Annotated in this window: 9 protein-coding genes; 3 read left to right on the forward strand and 6 right to left on the reverse strand. The window is 70.8% G+C overall.

The annotated features are described in order from the left end of the window. From ftsH to IOE58_RS09020, 4 genes are read right to left on the reverse strand one after another with little or no spacing between them, the layout of a single operon-like run. Window positions 1-2,088, reverse strand: coding sequence for an ATP-dependent zinc metalloprotease FtsH (gene ftsH / locus IOE58_RS09005; RefSeq protein ID WP_193866059.1), 2,088 nt, complete (start codon window positions 2,086-2,088; stop codon window positions 1-3). A gap of 1 nt (window position 2,089) precedes the next feature. Then, window positions 2,090-2,635 carry a hypoxanthine phosphoribosyltransferase gene (gene hpt, locus IOE58_RS09010; protein ID WP_193866075.1) on the reverse strand — a complete coding sequence of 182 codons (546 nt, stop codon included), beginning with the start codon at window positions 2,633-2,635 and terminating at the stop codon, window positions 2,090-2,092. A 53-nt stretch (window positions 2,636-2,688) separates the two neighbouring features. Further along, window positions 2,689-3,771 (reverse strand): tRNA lysidine(34) synthetase TilS, encoded by a 1,083-nt coding sequence (tilS, locus tag IOE58_RS09015; RefSeq protein ID WP_193866060.1) that lies wholly within the window; start codon window positions 3,769-3,771, stop codon window positions 2,689-2,691. After that, on the reverse strand, window positions 3,771-5,171 hold the full coding sequence (locus IOE58_RS09020; RefSeq protein WP_193866061.1) for a D-alanyl-D-alanine carboxypeptidase/D-alanyl-D-alanine-endopeptidase: 1,401 nt from the start codon (window positions 5,169-5,171) through the stop codon (window positions 3,771-3,773). Before IOE58_RS09020 ends, tilS begins: the two co-directional genes overlap by 1 nt. A 68-nt stretch (window positions 5,172-5,239) precedes the next feature. Between IOE58_RS09020 and IOE58_RS09025 the strand changes: the two genes are divergently transcribed. Continuing rightward, window positions 5,240-5,752 carry an inorganic diphosphatase gene (locus IOE58_RS09025; RefSeq protein ID WP_193866062.1) on the forward strand — a complete coding sequence of 171 codons (513 nt, stop codon included), beginning with the start codon at window positions 5,240-5,242 and terminating at the stop codon, window positions 5,750-5,752. Window positions 5,753-5,868: 116 nt separating this feature from the next. On the opposite strand, the gene IOE58_RS09030 is transcribed toward IOE58_RS09025, so the two are convergent. Further along, window positions 5,869-6,603 (reverse strand): hypothetical protein, encoded by a 735-nt coding sequence (locus IOE58_RS09030; RefSeq protein ID WP_193866063.1) that lies wholly within the window; start codon window positions 6,601-6,603, stop codon window positions 5,869-5,871. A gap of 39 nt (window positions 6,604-6,642) precedes the next feature. Then, window positions 6,643-7,377: a peptide deformylase gene (locus IOE58_RS09035; RefSeq protein WP_193866064.1), complete on the reverse strand. Its 735-nt coding sequence runs from the start codon at window positions 7,375-7,377 to the stop codon at window positions 6,643-6,645. A 189-nt stretch (window positions 7,378-7,566) separates the two neighbouring features. Between IOE58_RS09035 and IOE58_RS09040 the strand changes: the two genes are divergently transcribed. Together IOE58_RS09040 and IOE58_RS09045 are read left to right on the forward strand one after the other, a co-directional pair. Beyond that, window positions 7,567-8,652 (forward strand): ABC transporter ATP-binding protein, encoded by a 1,086-nt coding sequence (locus IOE58_RS09040; protein WP_193866065.1) that lies wholly within the window; start codon window positions 7,567-7,569, stop codon window positions 8,650-8,652. Between the two features lie 91 nt (window positions 8,653-8,743). Beyond that, the coding region (locus IOE58_RS09045) for a DUF4032 domain-containing protein (RefSeq protein WP_193866066.1) at window positions 8,744-9,996 on the forward strand (1,253 nt) is incomplete at its 3' end.

Here is a 9,996-nt window from a genome sequence, read left to right on the forward strand (position 1 = left end):
TCAGGCGCCCGTCGGTCCGTCTAACGGCCCCTGCACACCGGGGGCACCGGGGATGTCCGGACCGTCACCACCGGGGTGCGGCAGCTCGGGCGGACCGGGGGTCAGCGGCTCACCCGCATCAGAGGACTCCGCCCCGGTGGCCGTGGTGGTGGCGCCGGCCTTGGGGGCCTCCAGTGTGGGACGGTCCTCGCTGGACTGCCACACCTCGCGCAGGGGCCGCTTCCTCACGTCGGCAAACACCTCGGCGAGCTCGCGCTCGCCCAGGGTCTCCTTCTCCAGCAGCTCCTCCACCAGGCGGTCCAGCACGTGGCGGTTCTCCACGATCACCGCGTGGGCCTCGTCCAGGGCGTTGTCCAGGAGCTTGCGCACCTCCTGGTCGACCAGGGTCGCGGTCTCGCCGCTGAAGCGGGGCGCCTGACCCTGCTGCATGCCGACGAAGACCTCGTCCTGATCGCCGGAGAGGGCGACCTGGCCGACGGCCTCGCTCATGCCCAGCTGCATCACCATGGTGCGGGCGATCTTGGTCGCGTTCTGCAGGTCGCTGGAGGGGCCGGTGGTGACGTCGTGGAAGATGCTCTCCTCCACGGCGTAGCCACCCATGGCGTAGGCCAGGCGGTCCAGCAGCTCGTTGCGGGACTGGTAGTTGCGGTCCTGGGTGGGCACCACCATCGTGTAGCCGCCGGCACGGCCGCGCGGCAGGATCGTCACCTTGGTGACGGGGGCGGAGTTGTTCAGGGCCGCGGCCACCAGGGCGTGCCCGCCCTCGTGGTACGCGGTCATCTGCCGCTCCCGCTCGCTCATCACCTTGGAGTACCGCTGGGGCCCCATGGAGACGCGGTCGATGGCCTCGTCCAGGGCGCGGTTGTCGATGATCTGGTTGCCGGAGCGGGCCGTGAGCAGCGCGGCCTCGTTCAGCACGTTGGCCAGATCCGCACCGGACATGCCGATGGTGCGGCGGGCCACGGCCTCGAGGTCCACGTCGTGCGCGAGGGGCTTGCCCTTGGCGTGCACGCCGAGGATGTGCAGGCGGCCCTTGAGGTCCGGGGCCTCCACGGCGATCTGGCGGTCGAAGCGGCCCGGACGCAGCAGGGCCGGGTCCAGGATGTCCACGCGGTTGGTGGCGGCGATGAGGATCACGTTCTGGTTCTCGTCGAACCCGTCCATCTCCACCAGCATCTGGTTCAGGGTCTGCTCGCGCTCGTCGTGGCCACCGCCCATGCCGGCGCCGCGATGGCGGCCCACGGCGTCGATCTCGTCGATGAAGATGATCGCCGGCGCGTTCTCCTTGGCGGTGTTGAACAGGTCGCGCACGCGGCTGGCGCCCACACCCACGAACATCTCCACGAAGTCGGAGCCGGAGATGGAGTAGAACGGCACGTTGGCCTCACCGGCCACGGCGCGGGCCAGCAGGGTCTTGCCGGTGCCGGGCGGGCCGTACAGCAGCACGCCCTTGGGGATCTTGGCGCCGACGGCCTGGTACCGGCCCGGGTCCACCAGGAACTGCTTGATCTCGTCGAGCTCCTCGACGGCCTCCTCGGCCCCGGCCACGTCCGCGAAGGTGACCTTGGGGGCCTCCTTGTTGAACAGCTTGGCCTTGGACTTGCCGAACTGCATGGCACGGCCGCCGCCCTGCGCGTTCATGATCAGGAACCAGAACAGGCCGAAGAAGATCAGCAGTGGCAGGAAGGAGATCAGCAGGGTGGTCCCCCAGGAGCTGGAGGCGATCTCGTCGGTGTAGCCCTTGGCAGGCTCGGCATCCTCGACGGCCTGCACGATCGCCTCGCCACGTGCGGTGACGTAGCTGAAGCGGACCTGCTTGCCCTTGTTGTCCTCGCCGTCGACGAAGTCCTCGGTGAGCACGAGGTCCACGCGCTGCTGGTTGCCGCCGATGATCTTGGCCTGCTCGACGGTGCCGCCCTCGAGCAGCTCGAGGCCCTGCTCGGTGTCGATCTGCTGGAAGCCGTCGCGGCCCAGCAGGGAGAACAGGGTCATGCCCAGCAGCAGCGCCAGGATGATCCACAGCGCGATGCCCGCGCCCGGCCGCCTCTTCTTGGCAGGCTTGGCGCTCTTGCCGGTGTTCTCTGCCATCTCAGCCCTCGTAGACCGAGCGCTTGAGCACGCCCACGTACGGAAGGTTGCGGTAGGCCTCGGCGTAGTCCAGGCCGTAGCCGATCACGAACTCCGGCGGGATGTCGAAGCCGACGTAGCGCACGTCGATCTCCACGCGGGCGGCATCGGGCTTGCGCAGCAGGGTGCACACCTCGACGCTGCGCGGGCCGCGCGAGCGGAGGTTGGACAGCAGCCACTTCAGGGTGAGGCCGGAGTCGATGATGTCCTCGACGATCAGCACGTCGCGTCCGGAGATGTCGGTGCCGAGGTCCTTGAGGATCCGCACCACCCCGGAGGACTTGGTGCCGGAGCCGTAGGAGGACACGGCCATCCAGTCCATCTCGACCTTGAGGTCGATGCGGCGGGCGAGGTCGGCCATCACCATCACCGCACCCTTGAGCACGCCCACCAGGATCGGGGGCTCCTCGGCGTAGTCCGCGGCGATCTGGGCACCGAGCTCGTCGAGCCGGTCGTGGATCTGCTGCTCGGTCAGCAGCACGTGATCGACGTCGGGATGGGGGTGCATGAGAGGCACGCGGGTCTCCTCCGTGGATTCGGGTGGGGTGCGTGCGCCGCGGCTCACGGATCGTTGCGGCGCCACACCAGCAGGCCGTCGCGGCGAGCGACCTCGATCCTACCCGGTAGCGGTACGGAAGCCTGACCGTGCCATCTGACGGTCAGGGCGTCGATCGCGAGCACCTGCCGTCGCAGCAGGGACTTGCCCGACGGCGTGGCCGCGATCTGCTCGGCCAGGCGTGAGGCATCACGCAGCACGCGGGTGCGCAGCGGCTCGGGCGTCGCCGCCAGGGCGTGCACGTCCAGCAGCAGCAGGTCGTCCTCCTCACGGGTGGGTGCCGCATCGCGACGCAGGCCCTCCAGCAGCACCGCGGCCTCGGCATCGAGATGCTCCGAGTCCGGCCGCACCAGGTCGGCCGAGCGCGCCAGGTTCTCGTCGATCTGCTCGCCCAGCACCTCCCGCAGCAGCGGCATCAGGCGATGCCGGACCCGGGAGCGCAGGTACATGGGGTCGCTGTTCATGGGGTCCTGCCAGAAGTCCACGTCGAGCAGGCGGCAGATCTGTTCGGTGTCCGCCCGGCGCAGTGCGGTGGTCTCGTCGCGACCGCTGCCCAGGAACGGCCTCAGCAGCAGGCCGCGCCGACGGGGAATGCCTGCCAGCGCCCTGGGGCCGGCGCCGCGAGCCAGGGCCATCAGCACCTGCTCGGCCTGGTCGTCCAAAGTGTGCCCCAGCAGCAGGGCCAGGGAGCCCCGTTCCTCCGCGAGCCGTTCGAGAGCGTGGTGACGAGCGTCCCGAGCGGCGTTCTCCAGGCCACCGGGGGCGTGGTCCGGAACCTCGATGCGCAGCACATGGGCGGTGGCCCCCAGTCGCTCGACCTGGGCGCCGGCGCGCTCGGCGACCCGTGCGGAGGTCTCCTGCAGGCCGTGGTCGACGATCCCGGCCTCCGCCTCCAGGCCCATGCGGGAGGCCACCCAGGCAGTGGTGGCCAGCAGCGCCAGGGAGTCCGCTCCCCCGCTGACGCCCACCAGCAGGCGGGGCGCGTGGCGGCCGGCGGCGGTGTCGTCGGCGAGCTCCTCGAGACGGGAGGTGAGGCTCACGCGCACGGCCGTGCGGGCACGGGCGATCACGGGCGCAGGGCCGGCCATCAGTCCTCCTGCACCAGTTCGGCGGCCACGGCATCGACGGCAGCCCTGGCCTCCAGGGCGCTGGACCCTTCGAACCCGTGCACCACGATCGAATAGCCCACCGTGCGGCCACCCGGCAGCACGGCCACCCCGGCCAGGGTCGCAGCCCCGCCGAGATAGCCCGTCTTGCCGCGCACGATGCCGCGGGCGTCCTGGGTGCCGGCCGCGTCGAAGCGGTCGGCCAGGGTCCCGGAGAGACCGGCGACGGGGACGTCGAACAGGATCTGCTCGAGACCGGCGACCTCCCCGGAGGCCACCTGGCCCATCACGGCCGCCAGCAGCGCCGGGGGCACGCGGTTGTCGCGGGACAGGCCGGAGCCGTCGAGGATCTGCAGGGCGTCCAGGTCCTGCTGGGGCAGGCCCAGCTCGACGCCCAGCTCGCGGATCTCGGCCTCGACGGCGGCTGCCGCACCCTGGGGCGTGGTCTCCTCGCCCCGCTGGAGCGCCACCAGGTGCGCCAGGAGCTCGGCTGTGGTGTTGTCGGAGATCAGCAGGGTGTGCCGCACGATGTCCACGATCGGCTCGGACTCCACCTGTACGGACGGAGCCCCTTCGGGTGCGGTGCCCGCACTCACCTCGCCCTGCACCTCGAGCCCCGCCTCGGTGAGCATGCTCGCGAACAGGCGCGCCGCATCACCTGCGGGATCGGTGGACTTGGGGCCGTACTGGGTGCCGTCGAGCCAGCCGCGGTCCACCGCGATCGAGGCGGTGGGGGTCACCCACCCGCCGGCGGTGCCGTTGTCCCCCCAGGCCGAGTTGGCGCCTCCGGTGAGGAACCCGGTGTCCAGGGCCACGGTGACGGAGGTGGTGCCCTGCTCACGGGCCAGCTCGGCGGCGCCGTCGGCGAGTTCGCGCAGCTCGTCCTCGCTCAGGGTCATGTCCCCGCCGCCCTGCAGGGTGACGGTGCCGTCCTGCACAGCGGCGCGGGTGGTGAGCACCTCGGTCCCGGTGTACTGCCGCAGCACGGCGGCGGCGGTGAGCAGCTTGAGGGTGGAGGCGGGGACATGGACGGTGTGGGCGTCCCGGCCCGCCAGCTGCTCTCCCGTCCCGGCGTCCACCACGGCGTAGGAGAGGTTGCCGTCCACGACGGGCAGTGCGGCGTGCGCGTCCATGCGGGCCTGCAGGTCCTGGGCCTGGGCATCGGGGACCTCCGGTGCCACGGGCGGGATGGGGGCGGCGGCGGTGACGCGGTCGTAGTCCTCCCCCTGCGCGCGAGGGCCGGAGGCGGGGCCCTCCTCCTCGTCGGCCACGGTGAGCACCCCGGGGAAGGCATCGGTCACGTCACCGATCACGTAGAAGCTGACGGGCACGGCAGCGCACAGGGTGATGGCGGCGGCTCGCCACAGTCGCTCGGTGGGCATCCCCTCACGATAGAGTGTCCCGGTCAGCAGCAGTGCCCTCAGGGCTGGACCGCAACGGAGCAGGCGTCATGGAATTCGACGTGACCATCGAGATCCCTCGAGGGAACCGCAACAAGTACGAGGTCGATCATCACAACGGCCGCATCCGCCTGGACCGGATGCTGTTCACCGCGACCCGGTACCCGGACGACTACGGCTTCATCGAGGGCACCCTCGGTGAGGACGGCGACCCGCTGGACTGCCTGGTGCTGCTGGAGGAGCCCACCTTTCCCGGCTGCCTGATCCGCTGCCGCGCCCTGGGCATGTTCCGCATGCGCGACGAGGCCGGCGGTGACGACAAGATCATCGCGGTGCCGGTGGGCGACCGCCGCCAGGTGCGCCGTCAGGAGCTGACCGACGTCTCGGAGTTCCACCGCCTGGAGATCCAGCACTTCTTCGAGGTGTACAAGGACCTCGAGCCCGGCAAGAGCGTGGAGGGCGCCCACTGGGAGGGCCGCTCCGACGCCGAGGCGGAGATCCGCCGCTCGTACCAGCGCGCCGCCGGCACCGAGCACGCCAACGAGTTCACCCAGGAGGTCTGAGCGGCATCCGCCGCACGGGTACATCGGCGGCGCACGGCGCCCCCTCACGCGCAGCGGAGCCCCCGAGCCGATCGGCTCGGGGGCTCCTGCGCGTCCTGCCGCGGGGGCTCGGCGTGTCAGCTCTCCAGGGAGCGGCGATCCCCGGCCAGCTCGCCCTCAATGGTGGGGGCGTGGTGGAAGATCTCCTCGACCGCCTCGACCACGGAGCGTGCCACGGTGCGGGAGCCGACGCCGCCGATGACGGCACCCACCCCGAAGGGCAGCAGGCGTCCCAGCCAGAGACCACCGCTGCGGGCCATCACCCGGCGGCGCACGTACCGGGTGATCTGCTTGTTCACCAGGGCAGGCACGCGGCCGCTGCCGCCCAGGACGGCGTTCCACTGCAGGCCCTGCTTGCCCAGGGCCTTGGCGACGATCTCCGTCCCGTGCTCACCGCCCAGGACCGCGGTCATCACCAGCTGCCTGGTCCGCTTGTCGCGCATGTCGACGCCGTAGATCTCGGCGGCCGAGAGGGTCAGGAAGGCGCAGGCCTCGGCGAAGGAGACTCCTTCACCGACGCTCACGCCCACCGCGACGGCGGTGCCGATGCCGGGCAGGGCGGCGACGCCGCCCACGCCTGCGCCGGTCACGGTGAGCAGGTTCGTGAAGCGATCGGAGACGTGCTCGAGCAGCTCCTCCCGCGTGGCGCCGGGGTGCTTGGCGCGCAGGCGGGACACGTAGCTGCGGGCCAGGGGGGTCTGCACCTTCAGGGCGGTGTCGATCAGCGACATCCAGCGCTCGTCGATCTGCTCGACGAACTCGCCGTCGGCGTGGCTGTCCTGCTGCTCCGGGTCAGGGGTGCTGGGGCTCACCGGGGGCTCCTTACGAGTGGGTCGTGGACAGGGGTCAAGCTATCGCTTTTCCCCTGGCGTGCGCTCCACGAGCACCTGACCGGTCCCCAATCGGGTGATCTCCCCCTCGAGGCCCAGCCGACGCACCGCCTCGGGCATGTCCTCGTACAGAGCGGTGTACCCGGCCTGCACGAAGGAGCGCGGGACGCCGCGGTCGTGGCAGAGGATCCCGGCCAGGTGGTCGGTCTCGTGCTGCACGATGCGGGCGGGCCAGCCCACGAACTCCTCGTCGATCTCGCGCAGCTCGTCGTCGGCCAGCAGCTCGACGGCGCGCAGACGCACCCGGCGCGACCGCGCCACGATCGACTGCCAACCGTCGACCGACAGGCACCCCTCCCAGGCGTAGACGGCCTGCTCGCCGAGCAGCTCCACCTCGGGGTCCAGGAACGCGCGCAGGGCCACCGGGGTGCGCTCCAGCGGATCCTGCAGGTCGGCCCCCTGCTCGGGCACCCCCTGCTGCTGGTCCGACTGCTCCGCAGGGGCGAAGCGGTCCTCGATCACGTACAGGCGCAGCGGCAGGCCGATCTGGGGCGCCGCGAGCCCCACCCCGGGGGCCTCGCGCATGGTGACGGTCATGGCCTCGACCAGTTCGCGCAGCAGCGCGGCATCGAGGCGGCCGCGGGCTGCCAGGGGTCGTCTGCGCAGGGCGGGGTGACCGGCCTGCACGATCGGCACGGGCCCCTGCGGGGCGGCACGGCGGTCGAGGATCTTCCGGGTGAGCTGTGCGATGTCCACCGGGCCAGTATCCCCGGCTCGATCCCCGGCACGGCAGTCCCACCAGCCCTTCGGCACGGGACGAGCCCCCCGCCTGCTGTAGACTGTGCCGACCGGTGCAAGGGCGCACCTCCTCGCGAGAGCGCAGACCGGTGAGCAGCACTTCACAACGGACCGTCCGGCACGTACCTGCCGGTGAAGGGAAACACCATGGCAACAGTGACATTCGACAATGCCTCGCGCATCTACCCGGGCCAGGAGCGCCCGGCAGTGGACAGCCTCAACATTGAGATCGGCGACGGTGAGTTCCTCGTGTTCGTCGGCCCCTCGGGCTGCGGCAAGTCCACCTCTCTGCGCATGCTCGCCGGCCTCGAGGAGATAGACGCGGGCCGCATCCTGATCGGCGATCGTGACGTCACCGACGTCCCGCCGAAGGACCGCGACATCGCGATGGTGTTCCAGAACTACGCGCTGTACCCGCACATGACCGTGGCCGACAACATGGGCTTCGCCCTGAAGATCGCCGGCGTCAACAAGGCGGAGATCCGCAAGCGCGTGGAGGACGCCGCGGCGATCCTGGACCTCACCGAGTACCTGGACCGCAAGCCCAAGGCCCTCTCCGGCGGTCAGCGCCAGCGTGTGGCCATGGGCCGTGCGATCGTGCGCTCCCCGCAGGTGTTCCTCATGGACGAGCCGCTGTCGAACCTCGACGCCAAGCTGCGCGTGTCCACCCGTACCCAGATCGCCTCGCTGCAGCGCCGCCTCGGTGTCACCACCGTGTACGTGACGCACGACCAGACCGAGGCCATGACGATGGGCGACCGCGTGGCGGTGCTCAACGCCGGTGTGCTCCAGCAGATCGATTCGCCCCGCCGCATGTACGACCACCCGAACAACGTGTTCGTGGCCGGCTTCATCGGTTCCCCGGCGATGAACCTGATCGAGCAGACCCTCACCGACCAGGGCGTCCAGTTCGGTGGCACCGTGCTGCCCGTGGACCGCGCCACCCTGTCCGGCACCGACCAGAACTCCGTCACCGTGGGCGTGCGCCCCGAGGACCTGGAGCTCGCCGGTGAGGGCGAGGGCCTGCCGGTCGAGGTCGACGTGGTCGAGGAGCTCGGCGCGGACGCCTACATCTACGGCCGTCTCGCCGGCAGCGCCGACACCGCCAAGCCGTTCATCGCGCGTGTGGACGGTCGCCGTCCTCCGCAGAAGGGCGAGACGGTGCACCTGCGCCCGAAGCAGGGCCACCTGCACCTGTTCGACGTGGCCAACGGCCAGCGCCTGGGTGACTGACCTCACCTGATCGCTCGACGGGCGTCCGGCTTCGGCCGGGCGCCCGTCGTCATATGCGGGACCGCGCCGCGGAAGAGGGCAGAATGGGGGCATGACGCCCCTGGAGATCACTGCGTCCCGTGCGGATCCGGCCCTGCTGGACCTGCCCTGGGACCGCCCGCTGGAGGAGTGGCCGGAGGACATCCTGGCCGCCCTGCCCCGCGGCATCTCCCGCCACGTGGTGCGCTTCGTGCGGATCTCCGGCCGCGTGCTGGCGCTCAAGGAGATCGACCACGCCCTGGCCCGCCGCGAGTACGAGATGCTGCGGGTGCTGGGGAGGCTCGGCATCCCGGCCGTGGCGCCCTTCGCGGTGATCTCGGGGCGCTGCACACCCGAGGGCGAGCCGCTGGACGCCGTGCTGGTCACCCGGCACCTGCAGTTCTCGCTGCCCTACCGCGCCGTGTTCAGCCAGGTCTCCCAGGCCGGCACCGCGCACCGCCTGCTGGATGCACTGGCAGTGCTGCTGGTGCGACTGCACCTGGAGGGCTTCTACTGGGGGGACGTGTCGCTGTCCAACACCCTGTTCCGGCGCGATGCGGGCGCGTTCGCCGCGTACATCGTGGACGTGGAGACGGGCAGTCTGCACGAGCAGCTCACCGACGGCCAGCGCGCCTACGACCTGGACCTGGCCCGCACCAACATCATCGGCGAACTGCTGGACCTCCAGGCCGGGGAGCAGTTCGACCCGGAGGCCGACGTGGTCGAGGTGGGCGATGACCTGGTGCGCCGCTACAACGACCTGTGGGATGCCCTCACCTCCCGGGAGCGCTTCTCGGCCGACGAGCGCTGGAGGGTGGCCGCCCGCATCGAGAAGCTGAACTCCCTGGGCTTCGACGTGGGCGAGCTGGAGATCACCACGGACCTGGACGGCACCAGCCTGTCGATCCGCCCCAAGGTGGTGGACGCCGGGCACCACGCTCGGCGCCTGATGCGCCTGACGGGGATCGACGCACAGGAGAACCAGGCCCGCCGCCTGCTGAACGACCTGGACTCCTACCGGGCCGCCACCGAGCAGCAGGAGGAGGAAGAGGAGTTCGTGGCCCACGAGTGGCTGCAGCGGGTGTACGAGCCCGTGGTGCGGGCGATCCCCCGCCACCTGCGCTCCAAGCTGGAGCTGCCGGAGTTCTTCCACGAGGTGCTCGAGCACAAGTGGTTCCTCTCCGAGCGCTCCGGCAGCGATGTCAGCTTCGACCACGCCACCTGGGACTACATCAACAACGTGCTGACGAACCGGCCCGATGAGAAGTCGCTGGTGACCACCGAGACCTCCGCCCTGCCGATCTTCACCCAGCCCGAGGGGCAGTG

Origin of the sequence: Brachybacterium epidermidis, from assembly GCF_015209585.1 — a bacterium.
Classification (GTDB): Bacteria; Actinomycetota; Actinomycetes; order Actinomycetales; family Dermabacteraceae; genus Brachybacterium; species Brachybacterium epidermidis.

Excerpts from the sequence above, each read along its gene's own strand:
- hpt (WP_193866075.1), bottom strand. The coding sequence starts at position 2,635 with ATGCACCCCCATCCCGACGTCGATCACGTGCTGCTGACCGAGCAGCAG.
- IOE58_RS09040 (WP_193866065.1), top strand. The coding sequence starts at position 7,567 with ATGGCAACAGTGACATTCGACAATGCCTCGCGCATCTACCCGGGCCAG.
- ftsH (WP_193866059.1), bottom strand. The coding sequence starts at position 2,088 with ATGGCAGAGAACACCGGCAAGAGCGCCAAGCCTGCCAAGAAGAGGCGG.
- tilS (WP_193866060.1), bottom strand. The coding sequence starts at position 3,771 with ATGGCCGGCCCTGCGCCCGTGATCGCCCGTGCCCGCACGGCCGTGCGC.
- IOE58_RS09025 (WP_193866062.1), top strand. The coding sequence starts at position 5,240 with ATGGAATTCGACGTGACCATCGAGATCCCTCGAGGGAACCGCAACAAG.
- IOE58_RS09020 (WP_193866061.1), bottom strand. The coding sequence starts at position 5,171 with ATGCCCACCGAGCGACTGTGGCGAGCCGCCGCCATCACCCTGTGCGCT.